Origin of the sequence: Aeromicrobium sp. CnD17-E, from assembly GCF_024124745.1 — a bacterium.
Lineage (GTDB): Bacteria > Actinomycetota > Actinomycetes > Propionibacteriales > Nocardioidaceae > Aeromicrobium.
The window spans coordinates 1-19,696 of sequence record NZ_JAMXRU010000060.1; the positions used below are offsets into that span (position 1 = coordinate 1).

The 19,696-nt window shown below is 72.0% G+C and carries 17 protein-coding genes; 6 read left to right on the plus strand and 11 right to left on the minus strand.

Features of this window, described 5'->3' with window-relative positions:
• Positions 1–1,060 (minus strand): collagen binding domain-containing protein (locus NH339_RS11870; protein WP_253025545.1); only part of this gene is annotated, 1,060 nt, incomplete at its 3' end.
• A gap of 143 nt (positions 1,061–1,203) precedes the next feature.
• Between NH339_RS11870 and NH339_RS11880 the strand changes: the two genes are divergently transcribed.
• Positions 1,204–1,572, plus strand: coding sequence for a DUF202 domain-containing protein (locus NH339_RS11880; RefSeq protein ID WP_308207067.1), 369 nt, complete (start codon positions 1,204–1,206; stop codon positions 1,570–1,572).
• An 11-nt stretch (positions 1,573–1,583) separates the two neighbouring features.
• Here the strand turns inward: NH339_RS11880 and NH339_RS11885 are convergent, their stop codons facing one another.
• On the minus strand, positions 1,584–2,912 hold the full coding sequence (locus tag NH339_RS11885; RefSeq protein WP_253025546.1) for a uracil-xanthine permease family protein: 1,329 nt from the start codon (positions 2,910–2,912) through the stop codon (positions 1,584–1,586).
• Complete coding sequence (locus tag NH339_RS11890; protein ID WP_253025547.1) at positions 2,909–4,042, minus strand: aryl-sulfate sulfotransferase; 1,134 nt, start codon at positions 4,040–4,042, stop codon at positions 2,909–2,911. The genes NH339_RS11885 and NH339_RS11890 overlap by 4 nt, the downstream gene beginning before the upstream one ends.
• Before the next feature lie 183 nt (positions 4,043–4,225).
• On the opposite strand from NH339_RS11890, the gene NH339_RS11895 reads away from it, so the two are divergent.
• Entirely contained in the window at positions 4,226–4,822 is a 597-nt protein-coding gene (locus NH339_RS11895) for a helix-turn-helix domain-containing protein (protein WP_253025552.1), read from the plus strand.
• 55 nt (positions 4,823–4,877) lie between these two features.
• Here the strand turns inward: NH339_RS11895 and NH339_RS11900 are convergent, their stop codons facing one another.
• Positions 4,878–6,227, minus strand: coding sequence for a S9 family peptidase (locus NH339_RS11900; protein ID WP_253025554.1), 1,350 nt, complete (start codon positions 6,225–6,227; stop codon positions 4,878–4,880).
• A gap of 77 nt (positions 6,228–6,304) precedes the next feature.
• Here NH339_RS11900 and NH339_RS11905 point away from each other — a divergent pair, with 77 nt between their 5' ends.
• Positions 6,305–7,204, plus strand: a complete 900-nt coding sequence (locus NH339_RS11905) for a fumarylacetoacetate hydrolase family protein (protein ID WP_253025556.1) — start codon at positions 6,305–6,307, stop codon at positions 7,202–7,204.
• The gene (locus NH339_RS11910; protein WP_253025558.1) at positions 7,201–7,851 is read left to right on the plus strand and encodes a TetR/AcrR family transcriptional regulator; all 651 of its coding nucleotides are present in this window, start codon (positions 7,201–7,203) and stop codon (positions 7,849–7,851) included. The genes NH339_RS11905 and NH339_RS11910 overlap by 4 nt, the downstream gene beginning before the upstream one ends.
• Before the next feature lie 6 nt (positions 7,852–7,857).
• On the opposite strand, the gene NH339_RS11915 is transcribed toward NH339_RS11910, so the two are convergent.
• The 7 genes from NH339_RS11915 to NH339_RS11945 all read right to left on the minus strand — a co-directional run bounded on the left by NH339_RS11915 (position 7,858) and on the right by NH339_RS11945 (position 17,352).
• Positions 7,858–8,466 (minus strand): DUF4232 domain-containing protein, encoded by a 609-nt coding sequence (locus NH339_RS11915; protein WP_253025560.1) that lies wholly within the window; start codon positions 8,464–8,466, stop codon positions 7,858–7,860.
• A gap of 91 nt (positions 8,467–8,557) precedes the next feature.
• Positions 8,558–9,304: an enoyl-CoA hydratase-related protein gene (locus tag NH339_RS11920; protein WP_253025562.1), complete on the minus strand. Its 747-nt coding sequence runs from the start codon at positions 9,302–9,304 to the stop codon at positions 8,558–8,560.
• Between the two features lie 140 nt (positions 9,305–9,444).
• Positions 9,445–10,608: an acyl-CoA dehydrogenase family protein gene (locus NH339_RS11925; protein ID WP_253025564.1), complete on the minus strand. Its 1,164-nt coding sequence runs from the start codon at positions 10,606–10,608 to the stop codon at positions 9,445–9,447.
• Positions 10,605–12,539 carry a biotin carboxylase N-terminal domain-containing protein gene (locus NH339_RS11930; RefSeq protein WP_253025566.1) on the minus strand — a complete coding sequence of 645 codons (1,935 nt, stop codon included), beginning with the start codon at positions 12,537–12,539 and terminating at the stop codon, positions 10,605–10,607. The genes NH339_RS11925 and NH339_RS11930 overlap by 4 nt, the downstream gene beginning before the upstream one ends.
• Positions 12,540–12,846: 307 nt before the next feature.
• Complete coding sequence (locus tag NH339_RS11935) at positions 12,847–14,436, minus strand: acyl-CoA carboxylase subunit beta (RefSeq protein ID WP_374208284.1); 1,590 nt, start codon at positions 14,434–14,436, stop codon at positions 12,847–12,849.
• Positions 14,437–14,446: 10 nt separating this feature from the next.
• Complete coding sequence (locus tag NH339_RS11940) at positions 14,447–15,607, minus strand: acyl-CoA dehydrogenase family protein (protein WP_253025568.1); 1,161 nt, start codon at positions 15,605–15,607, stop codon at positions 14,447–14,449.
• Complete coding sequence (locus NH339_RS11945) at positions 15,604–17,352, minus strand: acyclic terpene utilization AtuA family protein (RefSeq protein WP_253025570.1); 1,749 nt, start codon at positions 17,350–17,352, stop codon at positions 15,604–15,606. The genes NH339_RS11940 and NH339_RS11945 overlap by 4 nt, the downstream gene beginning before the upstream one ends.
• Before the next feature lie 926 nt (positions 17,353–18,278).
• Between NH339_RS11945 and NH339_RS11950 the strand changes: the two genes are divergently transcribed.
• On the plus strand, positions 18,279–19,130 hold the full coding sequence (locus NH339_RS11950) for a hypothetical protein (RefSeq protein WP_253025572.1): 852 nt from the start codon (positions 18,279–18,281) through the stop codon (positions 19,128–19,130).
• Between the two features lie 240 nt (positions 19,131–19,370).
• Positions 19,371–19,696: putative immunity protein (locus tag NH339_RS11955; RefSeq protein ID WP_374208285.1), on the plus strand; the 326-nt coding region annotated here is incomplete at its 3' end.

Here is a 19,696-nt window from a genome sequence, read left to right on the forward strand (position 1 = left end):
CGGTCCGGTCGCGCGCGACCTCGTCGCCCGCCGCGTCGAGCGCGACCACGTCGGCGTCCTCCACGGGCTCGCCCGACGGGTCGCGCACCAGTCCGCGGGCCGTGGGCAACACGGCGAGGTCGGCGTCGAGGACCACCGGGGCCGAGCCGAGGTCGACCGGCGTGGCGTCGGAGCGTCGGGTCTGGTCGGCCCAGAACTCGGGCCGGTACCGGGCGTCGCCGGCGAACCGGAAGCTGTAGCGCCCGGCCGCCAGGCGCACCGACCAGCGGCCCTGGGCGTCGCCGGTGACGGTCTCCTGCTCGCTCCACAGCCCGGTGGCAGCGTCGCGGACGAGCACCGTGACCTCGGGGCGGCGCACGGCCGCGCCCCCGGCTGTCACCCGGCCTGACGCGACGGGCAGCGGGGTGAGCGTGACGTCGCGCCCGGGCACGTCGGCGGTCGTCACCGTCAGCGGGTCCGACGCCGCCAGGGTCGCGCGGTCGTTCCAGTACTCGACGACGTGGTCGGGGCTCTCGAACGCGAACCGGTAGCTGCCGGACGGCAGCGGCACGGCCCACGTGCCGTCGGCGGCGGTCGTGACCGTGCGGACGGAGTCGGTCTCCACCGCGCTCGCGTACGCACGCACCTCGGCCCCGGCGACGGGCTCACCGCCCGAGCGGACGGTCCCGGAGACGACGGGGTACGGCGCGAGGCGCGCCGCGACCCCGGTGCGGCCCGACGTGCCGACCGTCAGGGCCGTCGAGGCGGCGAGGGTGGTCTGGTCGTCCCAGAACTCCGGCTTCCACCAGCCCTCGGGGTCGACGTACCCGACGGCGTAGGTGCCCGGCTCCACCTGGACCGACCAGGCCCCGGTGCTGTCGGTCGTCGCCTCCTGCACGGCCACGCCGGCACGCGTCGTGACGGCCACCTCGATGCCCGAGAGGCCGGCTCCGGACGTGCCGACGACGCTCCCGGACAACGCCACCGGCGCGGCGTGCGCGGGCGCGACACCGAGCAGCGTGGCCAGCACCGAGACGGCGAGCAGCACGCAGCCGCGCGCCGCAGCGCGTGAAGCACCCATGCGATCTCCCTTTTCGCACCAGGCGGACGAGCCTCCAGCATGAGCGGTCGGCGGCCGTGGCGCAGCGAAATCGCCACACTCGTGGTGCCTGCGGTGCCACCGACGGGGCCGGAAGGACCCGTCCGCGTCCGATAGCCTGAGGTGTGACCGTTCCGTCCGCCCCCGGCGATCCTCGTGACGAGCGGCCGCCCGGCGCGGTCGACGCCCGCTTCACCCTGGCGGCCGAGCGGACCGTGCTGGCGTGGGTCCGCACGTCGCTCGGGCTCGTCGCGGCCGGCGTCGCCGTGCTCCACGTGGTGGACGGGTTCGACGAGCGCGGCGTGCGCACCGCCCTCGGCATCGCCCTGATCGTCGTCGGCATGTTCGCGGCGGTCGCGGGCGGATGGCGGTGGCAGCGGACGAACGACGCCCTGCGCCGCGGAGGCGAGCTGCCGAGCGGGGCCTCGGTCTGGGTGCTCATCGCGGCGGTCGTGGTCGTCTCGGCCGCGTTCGCCGTCGCCAGCATCCTCTGAGCACCACCGCCCTACTCCTCCGGCGACAGCGCCCTCGTCCGCCGGACGAGGAAGAGGGCCGACACCGCGACACCCACGAGGGCGGACATCGTGACGCCGCTCGAGAGCACGAGCCTGGCGCCCTGCGGGAAGGCCGCGTAGAGGCTGGGCGCGAGGATGGGCAGCAGGCCCGCGGTGAGACCGGCCACGGCGGTGACGAAGGTGCTGTCGTCGTCCATGTCCAGCGGTACGAACATCCGCAGCCCGGTCACGACGACCATGGCGAAGACGTAGGCCGCCGTCCCCCCGATCACGGGCCCGGGGATCGAGGCGACGAGGGTGCCCAGCGGAGCCACGAACGCAGCCGCCACGAGCAGGACCCCGGCCGCCGCGGTGACGTACCTGCTGCGCACGCGCGTCGCGCGCACGATGCCGATGTTCTCGCCGCTGGTGATCATGGTCTGCCCACCGAACGTCCCGGCGAACAGCGACGTCAGCGCGTCCGCGCGGATGACGCGTGTCACGGTGCGGCCCGTGTCGATCTCGGCGCCCACGACCTGAGCGTTGAGGGTCGTCTGACCGGCCGCCTCAGCCATGGACGCGAGCGCGAAGATCAGCAGCGGCACGGCTGCGAGGAGGTCGAAGCGCGGCGTCCCGAAGGGGAGGACCTGGGGGAGCTGGAGCAGGCCGGACTCGGCCCGGACGGTCACGTGCCCCTTCGCGGCCGCCACCGCGGATCCCACGGCCATGCCCAGCAGGACGGCTCCTCGACGCAGCCCTGCGGGGAGCAGTCGTTGGAGGAGGACCGTGGCGGCGATGGTGACTCCCGCCAGCCCGATCGACGACGCCTCGGGCTGGACGTCGGCGCCACCGGCGACCAGGCCGCCGGCGACCTTCATCAGGTTGATGCCGATCACCACGATCATCGTCGCGATGACCACGGGCGGGACGACGTGGACCAGCCGTCCCGCGAGGGGTGCCACGGCGAGGGCGAGCACCGCCGCCATCAGGACTGCTCCGGTGGCGGTCCTGGGGTCCGACGCCGTGGCGATCTGCAGGAACAGCACCACGGCGGCGCCGCCGGGCAGCATCACGAAGGGCAGCCGCGCTCCGAGCCCGGCCCATCCCATCGACTGCAGGATCGTCCCGAGCCCGCAGGCGAGCAGCGTCGCGCAGAGCAGGGCGCGGATCGTCGGGGCCGGGAGGTCCAACGTCGCGCCGATGAGGAAGACCGTCGCGATCGGACCGGCGATCATCACCACCACGTGCTGGACGGCCATCGAGGAGGTCAGGCGCCAGCCGAGCCGCTCGTCGACGGCGGAGCGGCCGTCGTCGACGGTGGCGCCGGACGGGCCGCTCATGCCAGGCCCCAGGCGTGGACCTGGTCCGGTGAGTACCGGTAGGCGCGGAAGAGGGCGTTGCCCTCGGCCTGGAACACGGCGCGGGTCGCCACGTCCGGGTACCGGGAGAATTGCGGCACGACGAACTCCCAGACGACGTCGCCGTCCTCGGTCACCTCGAAGAGGCGTCCGAAGGCAGCCTCGGTGATGAAGGTGTTGCCGTTCGGCAGGCGCTGCGCTCCCCCCATGAAGGGGGTGAAGAACGCCTCGCGCGGACTGTCGGTGTACTCCCAGGCGATCGAGCCGTCGGCGGGGTCGATCTCGATCACGCGGCTGAAGGTCACCGACTCCCCGTGCCGGAAGGTGCCGTTGTCGAAGACCAGGAGGTTCCCGTTCTCCAACGGCGTCACGTGGTGCTGCTGGGCGACGGTGTCGGGACCGGCCACGACGCGCACCGCCCCGGTCGCCCGATCGATCACGATCACGGCCGACACGCTGCGCAGGCTCGCGACGATGCTGTCGTCCCCGAGCGGGTGGACACTGTTGATCACCGGCCAGTGCTCGCGCCAGTAGTGGGGTTGCAGCGGGAAGGCGGCGGCATCGAGGTGCTCGAGGGCGCGCCAGCGCCACAGCACCTCACCGTCCGGGCCGACCTCGACGATGGTGTCGCCGTACACGGTCGGCTCACCGTCCGGGCCCGTCGCCTCCGTGTTGGCGTGACCTCCCTGGATCGCTCGCGCGCTCTCCCCTGTCAGCGGCTCGACGGCGGTGTAGAGGATGCGTCCGTCGTCGAGGTGGTGCGCGTCGTGGTGCTGGAGGGGGTCGACGACCTCCGACAGCAGCGACCCGTCGCGGTCGTAGCGGGCCATCGACCCGCCGCTGTACTTCCTCCACATGTCGAACAGGGCGGGAGCGGCACCCCCACCGACCAGGCTGCCGTTGTAGGCGAGGCTCCCGTCGGGCAGCAGCCGGGCGTGGCGACCCGCGCGGTACGGCAGGTCCCACCGATGGACCTCGACACCGGACTCGTCGACCAGGTGCACCGTGCCGTCGCTGCTCAGCGGCGCGTACAGGGTGTACCCAGCAGCCGCCCGATCAGGATCGCGATCGATCAGTCCGACGCCGCGGCGCTTAAGGGTGTTCTGCTCCATGGGGGCTCCTAGGATCGGGTGGAGTGACGCGTCCAGACCACCGGACGGGTGTGACGACCGCGTTACTGAATATTTAGTGATGGTGAATGTTTGCCACACTCGATCGACTCGACCGACCGGTCTCGACCGGTGGACAGCGACCCTGACGGGACCGTCAGGGCCTCACGGAGACGAGAGGGAACGATGCCCAGACCACAGAGCGGGTCGGTCAGCTCGACGCAGCTCGGCGGCGTGATCCGTGCCCGTCGCACCGAGCGGTCGTTGACGTTGGCCGCGGTGGCCGACCGGACCGGGTTGTCCCCGTCGTTCCTGAGCCAGCTGGAGAACGGGCGCACCAACACGAGCCTGCGTTCGCTGCAGGTGATCGCCGAGGTGCTCTCGACCACCGCGGCCGACCTGCTCGCGGAGGCCGGCGAGGACGACGTCGTCATCACCCGCGCTGACGACCCCACCCTTGCCCTGCCCCTGAGCGACGAGCCCTCCGGCGCGACGGCACGAGCCCGCCGACTGGTGCACGGTCGACGGGCGCTGCGTGCGCTCGAGCTCTCCGGACAGGTGACCAACGACCGCCCGTTCACCCACCGGCACGACGAGATCATGTACGTGGTCAGCGGCGCCGTCGTCGCCACGCTCGGCGAACCCCCCGAGACGGCGGAGCTCGGCCCCGGCGACACCCTCTACATCACGGCGCAGACCGTCCATCGCTGGCGCGGGCTCACGGACGACACGAAGGTCGTGCTCCTCTCGATCGCGGATGACCGCAGGCTGAACCGCGCCTGACGGCCGGGCCCGCCCCGGCGGTGATCCGTGCCGCGTGGCGTCCGGGCGGGCACCCTCAGGCGCCGGCCGTCGGGGCCAGGTGACGCACGAGCCACTCCTGGGACGCGTCGAGCCAGTCGCGGTAGTGGCCCATCGCGCAGTGGTCGTCGTCCGGGTAGAGCAGGAGGCTCGCGCCAGGCGCCTGCCCGGCGAGGTCGACCGAGTCCTGCGTGCTCAGCAGGGTGTCGTGGTCGCCGTTGACGACCAGCAGCGGCACGCGGACGTCGCGGTAGCGACGGCGCAGGGACAGCGTCCGGAGCCGGTGGCTCATGGTGAGCAGGGCTCGCGAGCCGGTCACGGCCTTGAGCGCCTCGAGGATCACCTGCGGCAGCCCGATCGCGTTGGCGGGCAGGAACGTGCGGTGGGTCGGCGCGCCGCAGGCGACCGCGCAGGTGAGTCGCGGCTCCGCCGCCGCGAGCCGCGCCGCCCAGTAGCCCCCGAAGCTGACGCCGACGAGCCCGAGCCGTGAACCGTCCACCCGCGGGTCGCGGACGAGGTGGTCGACGACCGCGCGGTAGACGTCCTCCGAGGCCGGCGACATGGGCTGTCCGTACGCGTAGCTGCCCGGCATCTCCATGACGAACGTGGCGAGCCCGCTGTGCCGGTAGCGCAGCAGCGGCACGAGCAGCTCCTGCACCGTCCCCTCGAGCCCGTTGGTCACGAGCACGACGGGCCGCGGCCCTCCGTCGCTCGGGGTGACGAGGTAGCCGCGCACGACGTCGCCGTCCACCGGCACGTCGACCGGCCGGACGTCGACACCGAGGTGCGGCGTCACCACCGGCACCAGTGCGTCGAAGAGACGACGGCTCCGCCAGTACGCGCGCATCCGGCCCGGCGTGTGGCCCGGGAACGCCGCCACCTGCTCGAGGGTGAGGGCCTTGACCCAGGCGTCGAGGGCGGTGAACGCGTCGAGCACCACGGGCCGGCCGGTCCCGACCACCCGCGACACCTCCTCCGCCGTCGGCTGCGGACCGTGGTCGGCCATCAGCACCGCGGCGTCGGCGAGCGCCTCGAGCACCGCGTCGGGCAGGACCACCTCGCCCGACGTGGCTGCAGTGACGAGCCGACCGGACAGGTCGGTCCCCGCGACGCGGCCCAGCGCCGACTCCGCGACCGTCAGCTGCTCGGCGGCGAGGTCGTGCCAGTACGTCGTCCACCCGCGGTCACCGAACGACCGGCACCGTGCGAGCTGGGTCGCGACGACAGCGGGGTCGAGCCCGCCCATGTTGCTGTAGCGCAGCACGAAGAGGGCCGGCAGGAACGGAGCCGCCCCCGTGAACCGCGCCGCGAGACCCGTGGTGCGGGTCGCGGCGCACGTGCTCACGAGCAGACGGCGGACGAACGAGGCGGATCCGGAGGACGACATGGCTGCTCCTGTGACGACTGGTCGGCACTGTAGCCGCTGGGGTACCGTCTGCGGAACAGGTGTTCCGGAAGGTGGTGGTGACCGTGCAGGTCCGACGGGTCCGGGTGGACGGACAGGTCCGCACGCAGCGTCGCGCCGACGGCGAGTGGGAGCCGGCCGACGCCAGCCTCACGCCCTGGGACGTCCTGGGGCGCGCGTGGGACGACCCAGCACCGGACGGCTCCGGCTCGCTCCTGCCGTTCCAGCCGCTCTCGTTCCGCGACTTCATGCTCTTCGATCAGCACACGATCGACGCCTCGCGCGGGCTCGTGAGGCGCTTCCACCCGGCCCAGTACCGCGCCGCCCGCACCGTGGAGCTCCTGACCCGTCGGCCGTTCCCGGCCTTCCGTCCCCACGCGTTGCTGCAGGAGCAGCCCATCTACTACCTGGGCAACCACCTGACCTTCGTGCCCAGCGGCACCGACGTCCGGCCACCGTCGTACTCGAGCGCGCTCGACTACGAGCTCGAGCTGGGCTTCGTGCTCGCCCGCCCGCTGCTCGACGCGACGCCGGAGGAGGCGACGGCCGCGATCGGCGGCTTCGTCGTGGTCAACGACCTGAGCGCACGTGACGTCCAGCGTCGGGAGATGGCCAGCGGGTTCGGGCCGCAGAAGTCCAAGCACTTCGCCAGCTCGATGTCGGACGTGCTCGTGACCGCCGACGAGGTCCTGCCCCACGTCGACGCGCTGCACGGGCGCGTGGTCGTCAACGGCGAGGTCGTCTCGGAGGTCTCGACGGCCGGGATGCGGTGGAGCCTCGGCGAGGTGCTCGCACACGCGTCGCGCAGCGAGCGGCTCCTGCCGGGCGAGCTGTTCGCCACCGGCACGCTGCCCGGCGGCAGCGGCATGGAGACAGGACGCTGGATCGGCCCCGGGGACGAGCTCGAGCTCGTCCTCGACGGGGTGGGGCGCGTCGCGCACCGCGTGCTCCCGGCATGACCCGCACGTCGGCCGACGCCCCGCCCGCCTCGCGTCGCCGGCCGCGGGCGGAGCTGCGCGAGGTGCTGCTCGACGTCGCCGAGCGTTCGTTCGCCCGCGCCGGCTACGCCGGTGTCGGGGTCCGCGAGATCACCCGCGACGCCGGCGTCCGCACCGCCACCGTCAGCGAGGTCTTCGGCGGCAAGCGCGAGCTGTTCCGTGCAGTGCTGCTGCGCCGGGTGGAGCCGCTGAACGCCGAGCGTCGGGCCCGGCTCGTCGGGGCGACGTCGCTGGAGGACGTGCTCCGCGCGTTCACCGAGCCGATGCTCGAGCAGGCCGGCCGGCCCGGGTGGGCGGACTACTTCCGATTCGTGGCGCAGCTGTCGGTCTCGGCCCTGCCGGAGCAGGTGCTCGTGGCCGAGGAGTACAACGCGATCGCGGCGACGTTCGTCGGTCGGCTCCAGGACCTCTACCCCGACGCCCGCCCGGAGGCCGTGCTCGACGCCTACCTGCTGCTGGTCTCCTCGAGCCTGCAGCTCTTCGCCGGTCCCGGCCGGTTCGAGTACCTGACCGAGGGGACGCCGGGCGCACCCGACCTCGCGACGCGGCACGGCTGGCTCGTGCAGTTCGTGGCGGGCGGTCTCGACACGCTGCTGCGCGACGTCTGAGCGCCGTCAGCCGCGCCGCACCACGGGCCGCACGGTGAGCTGCTGCGCCGACGTCTGCGCACAGGCCTTCGTGGGCAGCGGGACGAACACCGCGTCGCGCTGGTTGGGGGGGTAGACCCGCAGACCGCGCACCGACGTCGTCGTGCAGGGAGCGAAGTTCCCGGCCTCGGCCACCTGCAGCAGGGCCTCCGCGCTCGCACCGGGCGCGAGGGACACGACAGCCGGCGTGCCCTGACGCGCGGCGGGCGCACCCACCTGCCGCCCCTGCGAGCCCGTGACGAAGGAGACCCCGGGCCACCCGGTCATCAGGCAGGTCGTGGCGCCCGTGTTGCGCAGCAGCACGTCGTCGAACGTGCTGCCGGCGGCAGCGCCGTTCGGGTCGGGGCGGACGCTCACGCGCAGGTCGGCGGTGGTGCAGGTGGGGGCCGACGACGCGGACGGGGAGGAGGTCGGGGTCGGCGTCGCGGACGCGGACGACCCCGTGGTGGCCGGCCCGCTGGCGGAGGACGAGGAGGGGCGCGCGGACCCGGCGGACGGGTCCGTGACGTCGTGCGAGGAGCAACCGGCCGTCAGCAGGAGCAGCGCCCCGGCGACGACGAGGGAGAACGTCTTCATGCTCTCGACGCTACGACCGCGCCGAGGGTCTGCCGAGGCCTGCGGAAGGACTCTTCGCGTCTTCTTCCTCTGAGCTCGCCGACAGCGTCGGTCAGCGCTTGCGCTGCAGGAACGCCGTCATCGCCTCGCGTGCCTCGTCGCTGCCGAACAGGCGGGCCGACTGGGCGGCGACGTCGTCGCCGAGCGCGTCGATGCGGGCCACGAGGTCGTGGTTGAGCAGTCGCTTCGTCTCCCGTAGGCCCTGCGGGTAGCCCTGCACGAGGCCGGCGAGCACGGCGGCCACCGCGTTGGCGAGGTCGGCGTCGGGGACGGCGCGGGTGACGAGGCCGGCCGCCTGCGCCTCGCGGGCGTCGAACTGACGGCCGGTGAGGAACAGCTCGGCCGCGGCCCGGTCGGTGAAGCGTTCGAGCAGCGTGAGGGAGATGACCGCCGGCGCCAGGGCCAGCCGCACCTCCGTGAGCGCGAACGTCACCGACTCGGCAGCGACGACCACGTCGGCGGCCCCGACGATGCCGAGCCCGCCCGCCCGCACCGGCCCGGCGAGCTCGACCACCACGGGCGTGCCGGCGGTCGCGATCTGGCGCTGGAGCGCCACGATCGCCCGCGCCCCCTCCTCCATGCCCCCGCTCGCGGCCTCCGACAGGTCGGCACCGGAGCAGAACACCCGGTGCGCCGACCGCACCAGCACCGCGCGGACGTCCGCGTCGGCGTCGGCCTGCGCGAGCCGGTCGGCCAGCTCCGTCACCAGCTGACGGCTCAGCGCGTTGCGGTTGTGCTCGCTGTCGAGCGTCACCGTCGCGACCCCGTCGGCGACGTCCAGGTGCACCAGCTCTGCCATGACCAGCTCCTCAGCTCTCGTCGGCGCCCGAGATTCCCAGGTCGACCTGGGAATCCCAGCGAAGCACGGAGTGCTTTCCGTGCAAACGTCAGAAAATCGTGCCCCGCGGCAGATTCCCAGGTCGACCTGGGAATCTGCGCTCAGTAGGACTTCGGCAGCCCCAGCGAGAACTGAGCGACGAAGTTGAGTGCCATCTCCTTCGACACCGGCGCGATGTTGCTGAGCCGGGAGGAGGCGACGGCCTGGACGAGACCGTACTCCAGCGCCAGGCCGTTGCCGCCGTGCGTCTGGATGGCCTGGTCGACGGCCTTCGCCGCCGCCTCGCCGGCCGCGACCTTGGCCATGTTGGCCGCCTCGCCGGCGCCCATGAGGTCGCCGGCGGCGTAGAGCGCGGCGGCCTTCTGGGTGAGCAGGCGGGCCATCTCGACGTCGATGTGCAGCCGGGCGAGGGGGTGGCTGATGGCCTGGTGGGCGCCGATCGGCTTGCCCCACACCTCGCGCTCCTTGGCGTAGGCGACGGCCTTGCGGATCGCCCAGCGAGCCGTGCCCGTGGCCATCGACGCGGCCATGATGCGCTCGGGGTTGAGGCCCGCGAACAGCTGCTCGAGGCCGGCGTCCTCCTGGCCGACGAGCGCGTCGGCGGGCACGCGCACGTCGTCGAAGAACAGCGTGAACTGCTTCTCCGGGCTCACCACGCCCATCTCGATCTGCTGCTTCGTGAACCCGTCGGCGTCGGTGGGCACCATGAACAGGGCCGGCTTCAGCTTGCCGGTCCGAGCGTCGGAGTACCGCGCGACGACGAGCAGGTGGCTCGCCTCGTCGACGCCGGAGATGTAGGTCTTCGTGCCGTTCAGCACCCAGCTGCCGTCCTCGGCCTTCTCGGCGTGCGTGACGATGTTGTGGGAGTTGGAGCCGGCGTCGGGCTCGGTGATCGAGAAGGCGTACGTGGCGGTGCCGTCGGCCAGGCCGGGCAGCCAGCGCTCCTTCTGCTCCTGCGTGCCGTACTGCGCGATGGTGGTGCCGACGATCGCCGGGCTCACCACCATGAGCAGCAGCGGGCAGCCGGCCGTCGCCAGCTCCTCGCACACGGCCGCGAGGTCACCGATGTCGCCGCCCCCGCCCCCGAACTCCTCGGGGATCGACACGCCGAGGTAGCCCAGACGTCCCGCCTCCGCCCAGAGCTCGGTGGTCTTGCGTCCCTCGGCGGCAGCCTCGTGGAAGTACTTCTCGCCGTACTTCGCGCCGAGCGACGCGACGGCCTTGCGGAGCTCGCGCCGCTCCTCGGACTCGGTGAACTGGCTCATGCTGGATCCCCTTCGATGACGGCCAGGACGGCCCCGGACTCGACCTGCTGGCCCGCCGTCACGGCGAGCTCCGCGACCACGCCGTCGGTCGGCGCGGTGATGGTGTGCTGCATCTTCATGGCCTCCAGGACGACGACCACGTCGCCCTTCTCGACCTGCTGACCGGCCTCCACGCCGACCTTCACGACGCTCGCCGGCATCGGCGCGAGGAGCGAGCCCTCGGCCAACACGTCGGCGGGGTCGACGAACGTGGGGACGACGTCGAACGACAGCGACCCGGCGGGGCCGTCGACGTCGACCGTCTCCTCGCCGACCGCGACGCGGTAGGCCTCCGTGACCCCGTCGACGGCGAGCACCACCCGGTCGGGCTCGACGGAGACGACGTCGGCGAGGTCGCTGACCAGCCTGCCGCCCTCGGCCCGGTACTCGACGACGAGCTCGTCGTCGCCGAGGCGCAGCCGGCGGGTGCGCGGCTGGCTGGGCACGTTGCGGAACGCGGTCGGGATGCGGGAGAGGACCGGCGACGTCGTCGACGCGGTGCGCGCCTGCGCGAGCGCGGCCGCGAGGGCCGAGCGCTGCAAGGCGTCGTCGTCGAGGAGCGGACGGGTCCAGGCCTCGATCCGCTCCCCGAGCAGCGCGGTGTGCACGCGCCCGGCGGCGAACTCCTCGTCGGTCAGGGCCCCGCGCAGCAGCCCGAGGTTGGTCGTCAGACCGTGCACGCGCGTGCGACGCAGCGCGTCGTCGAGCCGGCGCACCGCCTGGGCGCGGTCGGCGCCGTGCGCGACGACCTTCGCGATCATCGCGTCGTAGAAGTGCGTGACGACCGAGCCGGACTCCACCGCGGAGTCGGTCCGCAGGCCCGGGCCCTCGGGTACCTCGAAGGTGCGCAGGATGCCGGTCTGCGGCGCGTAGTCGTCGGCCGGGTCCTCGGCGTAGAGGCGCACCTCGACGGCGTGGCCGGTCGGTCCGGCGGGCTGCTCGGCGGGCAACGGGTGGCCCTCGGCGACGGAGAGCTGCAGCGCGACGAGGTCGACGCCGAACACCTCCTCCGTCACGGGGTGCTCCACCTGCAGGCGGGTGTTCATCTCCAGGAAGTAGACGCGGCCGTCGTCGGCGTGGCCGTCGGCCACGAGGAACTCGACCGTGCCGGCACCGACGTACCCGACCGCCTCGGCGGCGTTTCGCGCCGCGTCGTGCAGGGTGCGGCGCACGGGGTCGCTCAGGTTCGGCGCGGGCGCCTCCTCGACGACCTTCTGGTGACGTCGCTGGAGGGAGCAGTCGCGGTCACCGAGGATCCAGGTGGTGCCATGGGTGTCGGCCAGCACCTGCACCTCGACGTGGCGGGCGGTCGGCAGGTAGGGCTCGACGAACACGGTGTCGTCGCCGAACGCCGAGGCCGCCTCCGCCCCGGCCGCGGTGAGCTCGCCCGCGAGGTCCTCGGCACGCTCGACCACGCGCATGCCGCGGCCGCCTCCGCCCGCCGACGCCTTCACCAGCAGCGGGAAGTCGTCGGGCCGAGCCGTCGCGGGGTCGACGCTGAGGATCGGAACCCCGGCCTCGGCCATCAGCTCCTTGGCGCGGATCTTGCTGCCCATAGCGTCGATCGACTCCGGCGTCGGGCCGATCCAGGTCAGTCCGGCGGCTGCGACGGCGCGCGCGAAGTCGGCGTTCTCGGACAGGAAGCCGTACCCCGGGTGGATAGCGTCGGCGCCGGCGCGACGGGCGGCGTCGACGACGAGGTCGGCGCGCAGATAGGTCTCGCCGGGCGCGTTCCCCTCGAGCCGGACGGCGACGTCGGCCTCGGCCACGAACGGTGCGGAGGCGTCGGCGTCGGAGTGCACTGCGACGGTGCGGATGCCGAGGTCGCGGCAGGTGCGGAACACCCGCCGCGCGATCTCCCCCCGGTTCGCCACCAGGACGGTGCGGATCATGAGGAGGTCCTTTCGATCGTCAGCAGGAGCGCTGATCCGGCCAGGGTGGTCTCGATACGCCCGGAGCACGCTCCTTCGGCCCCCGCAAGCGGGAGGTGCCCCCAGCGGCTCCGCGCTACTCGACCAGCGACACGGTTCCGCTGGTCGAGTAGGCACGACGGCGAGCGCCAGCGAGCTGGTCGTGACGTATCGAGACCACTCGGCAACGGATCAGCGTGGAGCGAGTCCCAGCGTCGGCTCGGGGTGGTCTCGATACGCCTCCCCTCGCTGGCGCTCGTGGAGGCACTCGACCAGCGGCGTGCGCGCGTCACAGGCGGAACACCCCGTAGCCGCGGGCGCCCTCGACGGGGGCGGTGTGGATGGCCGACAGGCAGATGCCGAGGATCGCGCGGGTGTCGCGGGGGTCGATGACGCCGTCGTCGTAGCCCATGCCCGACGTGAAGTAGGCGAGCGACTGCTCCTCGATCTGCTGCTCGACGTAGTCCTTGACCCCCTGGAAGCCCTCGGCGTCGAACGGCTGTCCCTTCGACTCCGCCGACTGGCGGGCGACGATCTCCATGACGCCCGCGAGCTGCGCGGGGCCCATCACGGCCGACTTCGCACCGACCCAGCTGAACATGAAGCGCGGGTCGTAGGCGCGTCCGCTCATGCCGTAGTGCCCAGCGCCGTAGGAGGCGCCCATGACGACCGACAGGTGCGGGACCTTGGAGTTGGAGACGGCGTTGATCATCTGGGCGCCGTGCTTGATGATGCCGCCCTGCTCATACTCCGCACCGACCATGTAGCCGGTCGTGTTGTGCAGGAACAGCAGGGGCGTGTCGGTCTGGTTGGCCAGCTGGATGAACTGCGCGGCCTTCTGCGCCTCGGCGCTGAACAGCACCCCTTGCGCGTTCGCGAGGATGCCGATCGGGTAGCCGTGCAGCTGCGCGTAGCCGGTGACGAGGCTCGAGCCGTAGAGCGGCTTGAACTCGTCGAACTCGCTGCCGTCGACGAGCCGGGCGATGACCTCGCGCGGGTCGAAGGGGATCTTCAGGTCGGTGGGGACGATGCCCAGCAGGTCCTCGCCGTCGAGGACGGGGTCGGCGTAGTCGGCCACCGGCTCGGGGCCCTTCTTGCGCCAGTTGAGCCGGCGCACCACCTGGCGGCCGAGCCGGATGGCGTCGTGCTCGTCGGCGGCGAGGTAGTCGGCCAGGCCCGACGTCTTCGCGTGCATCGACGCGCCGCCGAGGGACTCGTCGTCGGACTCCTCGCCCGTGGCCATCTTCACGAGCGGCGGTCCGCCGAGGAAGACCTTGGCGCCGCCGTCGACCATGATCACGTAGTCGCTCATGCCGGGGATGTACGCGCCGCCGGCGGTGGAGTTGCCGAACACGAGCGCGACGGTCGGACGTCGGTCCTCGCTGGCGCGGGTGATGTTGCGGAAGCTCGCGCCACCGGGGATGAAGATGTCCTTCTGCGTGGGCAGGTCGGCGCCGCCGGACTCGACGAGGTTGATGGTCGGGAGGCCGTTCTCCTCGGCCACCTGCGCGGCGCGGAAGCCCTTCTTGACGGTGACCGGGTTCGAGGAGCCGCCCTTCACCGTGGGGTCGTTGGCGACGATCATGCACTCGACGCCCTCGACGACGCCGATGCCGGTGACGAGCGAGCCGCCGACGGTGAAGTCGGTGCCCCACCCGGCCAGCGCCCCCAGCTCGAGGAACGGGGTGTCGGGGTCGAGGAGCAGCTCGATGCGCTCGCGGGCCGTCAGCTTGCCGCGCCCGTGGTGCCGCGCGACGTACTTCTCCCCACCTCCGGCGAGCGCCTTCGCGTGCTGCTCGGCGAGGTCGTCGACGCGTTCGAGCATCTGCGCGCGGTTCTCGGCGTAGGTGGCCGACGTCGGGTCGATGGTGGTCTTCACGGCATGCCTCTCAGTAGCCCAGCAGCTTCGCGGACAGGTCCTTCATGACCTCGGTAGCGCCGCCGCCGATGCCGAGGATGCGGGCGTCGCGGTAGTGGCGGTCGATCTCGGACTCGCGCATGTAGCCCATGCCGCCGAAGACCTGCACGGCCTCGTGCACCACGTGCTCGACGGCGGCGACGGCGACGTTCTTGGCGGTGACGGCGTCGAGGATGAGCGACGGGTCGGTCTTCGGCGTCTCGAGCGAGCGCACCAGCGCCTGGCGGGTCAGCGCCCGTGCGGCCGACGTGCGGGCGTGCATCTCGACGAGCTTGTGGCGGATGACCTGCCGGGCGATGAGCGGTTTGCCGAACGTGTCGCGCTCGCGCGCGTAGGCGACGGCGAGGTCGAGCGCACGCTGCGCGGTGCCGTACGCCTGTACGGCGAGCCCGAGTCGCTCGCCGACGAACTGCTGCATGACGAGGTAGAAGCCGCCGTTCTCCTCGCCGACGAGGTTCTCCACGGGCACGCGGACGTCGTCGAAGGCGAGCTCGGCGGTGTCGGAGCAGTGCCAGCCCATCTTGCGCAGGCTCCGGCTCACGGTGAACCCGGGCGAGTCCTTGTCGATGACGAGCAACGAGATGCCGGCGTGGCCCTCACCGCCGGTGCGGACGGCGGTCGTGACGAAGTCGGCACGCACGCCGGAGGTGATGAACGTCTTCGCGCCGTTGACGACGTAGTGGTCGCCGTCGCGCACGGCGCGGGTGCGGATGTTCGCGACGTCAGACCCCCCGGACGGCTCGGTGACGCCGAGCGAGCCGATCGTGTCGCCGGCCAGCGTCGGGCGGACGTAGGCGTCAACGAGGCGGGTGTCGCCCGCGTCGATGATGTGCGGGAGCGCGATCGAGTGCGTGAACAGGCTGGCCTGCAGGCCGGTGGAGCCGCCGGCCGCGAGCATCGCCTCGGTGACGACGCACGCGTCGACCGCGTCACCGCCGGCACCGCCGACCTCCTCGGGGTAGCCGACGGCGAGGAAGCCGGCCTTGGCGGTGGCCGCGTGCAGCTCGCGCGGGAGCTCGCCGTCGTCCTCCCACTGCGGGAGGTGGGGCGCGATCTCGCGGGTGGTGAACTGCTCGACCGCGGAGCGCAGTGCCTGCCGCTCGGGGGTCTCGAAGAGGTCGGTGGTGGTCACGGACGTCGGCCTTCCAGGAGTCGGGTGGGCACCGCGGTCACGCGGGCGCGCAGCCACTCGCCGACCGCCTTGGCCTGCGGGTCGAGGCGGGTCGACGACGACACGCCCTCCCCCAGGAGGCCGCGGACGACGACGTTGACGCCGCCGAGGTTCGGCAGTGGGTGCACGTCGACGTCGAGGTCGGCGGCCTCGGGCAGCATCCCCTGCACCCAGCCGGCGTTCACGACGCCGACGAGCCACGCGACGGCATCGGCGCGGCGTGGGTGGTCGGCGGGGATCCACAGCCCGACGTTGGCGTCGCCGCCCTTGTCGCCGGAGCGTGCGTGCACGAGCTCGCCGAGCGGCCGGGGCTGGCTGTCGCCGAGGTCGGGCGCGGCGGTCACGTCAGCCGGCTCCACGGCGACCTCGGCGGTCGTGGCGGGTGGGTCCACGTCCTCACGCCGGCCGTCGGCGTGCACGACGACGTGCGGGACCTCCGACTGCGCGACGTACGCCGGGCGGTACACGCCGTACGGCGTCCCGCGCCCTGGCGGCGCGGTGAGCGTGAAGCCCGGGTAGGACGCGAGCGCGACGTTGACGAACGCGTCGCTGAACGTTCGGCCGACGGGCTCGGGCCGGCTGCTCTTGGCGGCGCACCGCAGGTACGACGTGGCCGCGGCCTGCGTGGGCGGGTCGTAGACGTCGGTGCGGTCGAGGGTCCACACGAGCTCGTCCGGCGGGTCGTCCTGGAGCGCCGCCTCCACCTCCCGACGCACCCACGCGGCCTTCGCCTCGATGTCGAGGCCGGTGAGGAGCAGGTCGACGCCGTTGCGGAACCCGCCGAGCAGGTTGAGGCAGACCTTCGTGGTGGCGGGCGGCGGCGTGCCGCGGACGCCGCTGATCCGGACCCGGTCGGGGCCCTCCTGCGTCAGGGCGACGGTGTCGAGGTGCGCGACGACGTCGGGGTTGAGGTAGGCCGGACCCTGCACCTCGTAGAGCAGCTGGGCGGTGACGGTGTCGACGGTGACGGCCCCGCCGGTCTCCGTCGTGCCGGTGCTCGCGTGCTTGGTGATGACGCTGCTGCCGTCGGCGTCGACCTCCGCGACGGGGAAGCCGAGCGGACGCCAGGTGTCGAGGTCGCGGAAGCCGCTGAAGTTGCCGCCGGTGGCCTGCGTGCCGCACTCGATCACGTGCCCGGCGACGAGGGCGCCGGCGAGCGCGTCGAGGTCGTCACGGCCCCAGCCGTGCGCGTGGATGGCCGGGCCCATGACGACCGAGGCGTCGGTGACGCGACCGGTGACGACGACGTCGGCGCCGGCGTCGAGTGCTGCCGCGATGCCGAACGCCCCGAGGTAGGCGTTGGCGGTGAGCAGGCTGCCTCCGCCGACGTCGCTCAGGCCGAGCTCGGCAGCCCGCGGCAGGAGGTCGTCGCCCTCGACGTGCGCCACCCGCACGTCGATCCCCTGCTCCTGCGCCAGGTCGCGGATGCGGGCGGCGAGGCCGGCCGGGTTGAGGCCGCCGGCGTTCGCGACGACCTTGACGCCCTTCTCCCGCGCCAGCGCGAGTCCGTCCTGCAGCTGTCGCAGGAAGGTCTTCGCGAAGCCGGCCTCGGGGTCCTTCATGCGGTCCTTGCCGAGGATGAGCATCGTCAGCTCGGCCAGGTAGTCACCGGTGAGGTAGTCGAGCTCGCCGCCCTCCAGCATCTCCCGGAACGCGGTGGGCCGGTCGCCGTAGTAGCCGGAGCAGTTGCCGATGCGGACGGTCACCTCGGCAGCATCGCACCGGACGTAACAAACAGTCAAGCCTGCTTGTTTATCCGTGGACCCCGTGTCCACCGACCGGCATGATGAAGTACGGTCGCCTTCCCCCGACCGCGACGCGTTCGTAGGAACCCGTCGTCGCGCCGATCGCGGATATCCGCACGTGGTCGATGCCTGAGGCAGACCGTCTCGGCCGCTGCGAGGCCTGAGCACGCGCGATGCCGCGCCGATGCATCTCGATGCAGCTGTCCGCCCCCACCGGCGGTAGTCGCCCCCTTCAGTCCTCGACCCTCCTCGGGCACACTGAGCGAGAGGACAGCATGAGGCGCGGAGAACACATCGCTCCCCGTCGCAGGTTCCTCACTCTCGCCATGGGGATCATCGGAAGACGTTGCGTGATCGAGGGTCACGGAGAAGGGGGTCGAGGTGGACGCAGACTCAGACGACGAGTACGAGCGTCTGCGGCGCAGCAACTCCGCCGACGGATACACGGGCAGCGGATTCGGAGTGAATCAGAACGCTGATCTAGGAGCGATGAGGACGCCACACGGTCCGGCGAGCAGCGGTTCGCCGTGGATCGCGGTGGTGTCCCTCATCTGCGCCATTGCCGTGATCACCCTCATCGTCATCTTCGCTGCCTGAGGCACGGCAGGGACCATATTCAGGCCCCTCGAGAGGGGCATTGCGGGGCGACGACCCACCGCCCGCGCACCACGTGAGCGATTGCGCGGCGAGACTGGCATGCACAGCGGCGATCGTCGGCGCTCGTTGCACGCTAGACGAGGCCTGACGGGATCGGCTCCGGGCGAGCGGACTACTGACGTCACCAGGGAATCCTCCGCAATTCGAGGATCGACCTGCCTCCGCGATCACGACCTGCACCATGCTGTCCGCGCTGGCGTAGCCACAGACGTGCCCAGAAGGAGAGCAACGTGAAGTCATCGGCGCGTACCAACCGTTCAGTACTGCTCCTGATCTTTCTCGCCGTGTCTTCACTTTTGGTCGTTGCGACAGAAGCGCCTTCGACAGCCGCGACCTACACGTGGTTCCAGGGCAAGGCGCAGAACAACCGGATGCTCTACGAGACGAGCTGCGCACGCCAGTTCTCTCGAACGGGAGTGGCTGGGTCGGTCAAGGCGACGGGCAACGCATTCCGCATGACCGTCTGGATCGGGAGCGCTTCTTCGACGGGCCGAATCTCTGCGCAGATCGACCTGGGCTATCTGACAACCAAGGCGACGAAAGCTCGTTGGGTCTTTGACGTCGACCCGACCGACCCCGGCAAGCTCGAGACTGGCGTCCGCTTGACGGGGGTGCCCAGCGGTGGCATGCGGTCGAGCTCCGAACCGTCAGCGATGGCAGGCGACGCGAAGAGTACCGATCCCGGAGCCGAGCTCGGCTCGGTGATCACACTCGGAGGTCAAGCCCTGCGGATGGTCGGGAAGACTCCGGAAGCGACCTACTGGACGTACGGTGACGACGCGGGACAGCAGCACCTTGTTGCCGACTTCGGCTCGTACGTCGCATCGGCGGCGGTCCCTGTCGCCGACTACCTCGCTTCTGGCGTCGAGCTAGTTTCCAACGCGGGACGAGGTGAACAGGACCGCACAGCCATTCTCCTTCCACCAGGATTCACCGTGCAGACGGAGCACACTTCCTTGGACTTCGAACACGTTTCGTCAGAGCTCATCACTGCGACGGGCTCGAGTGAGAACGAACGACTGGATCTCGTTAGCAAAGACGGCACCCTGGCAGCAGTTCGGACTCTGGCGCCCGTCAGTTGACGCGGGAAGCGGAGTCGGGTTGCGCTGCACCCCTGCCCCTCTCCGCCTCTACCGCGCTGGCCGGGCGAACGTCCGTTCACCATGTTCGGCCCTTGTTGCTCCAACCGCGTGAACCGAAGAAGGTCGAGACGAACGATGCGCACATGGCCAGTCACCATGGCTCTCTTCGCAGAATCAACGGAGTTCAACCCTGCGTGCGAGTCCGTGGACCGCGCGCGCTCCGCCCGGCACCATGAGGGCATGACCACGCCGCCCGACCTCGACCTCACCCTCGAGGAGCTGCGTGCCGTGGCGCGCTTCGCCGCTGACTGCGCCGCGGAGCTCCTGCCCGCGTACGAGTCCAGCGTCGTCGACGACGCGAGGCCGCGAGAGGCGCTCGAGGCCGCACGGGCCTTCGCCAACGGTGCCGCGCGCTCGAACCGCCAGCGCACGACCGCCTTCGCCGCGCATCGGGCCGCGCGGGAAGCACCCGACGAGGTGGCTCGTCTCGCCGCACTCGCGTGCGCGGACGCGGCGGGCGCGGCCTACCTGCACCCGCTCGCCCAGGCGACTCAGGTCGGGCACGT